General features: G+C 68.5%; 1 protein-coding gene. It reads left to right on the top strand.

Annotated elements, in window-relative coordinates; genetic code table 11:
- Positions 1–241, top strand: a 241-nt coding sequence (locus G1E_RS29450) for a molybdopterin-dependent oxidoreductase (RefSeq protein ID WP_047149864.1), incomplete at both ends; no start/stop codon positions are given.

The raw sequence follows: 241 nt of genomic DNA, 5'->3' as shown, positions 1-241 counted from the left end.
AGCTGCACCTGCAACTGCGCCCTGGTACCAACGTGGCCATGCTTAACGCCTTGGCGCATGTGATCGTCACCGAGGGCCTGCTGGCCCAGGGCTTCATCGATGCCCGCTGCGAAACCGAAGACTTCGCCCGCTGGCGCGACTTCGTCAGCCGTGCCGAGAACGCCCCGCAAGTGCTTGGCCCGGTGTGTGGCGTAGCGCCAGAGCAGATCCGCGCCGCCGCCCGGCTGTACGCCACCGGCGG

Origin of the sequence: Pseudomonas sp. TJI-51, assembly GCF_000190455.2 — a bacterium.
Lineage (GTDB): Bacteria > Pseudomonadota > Gammaproteobacteria > Pseudomonadales > Pseudomonadaceae > Aquipseudomonas > Aquipseudomonas juntendi.
This window is presented reverse-complemented; position numbering and strand designations above follow the sequence as displayed.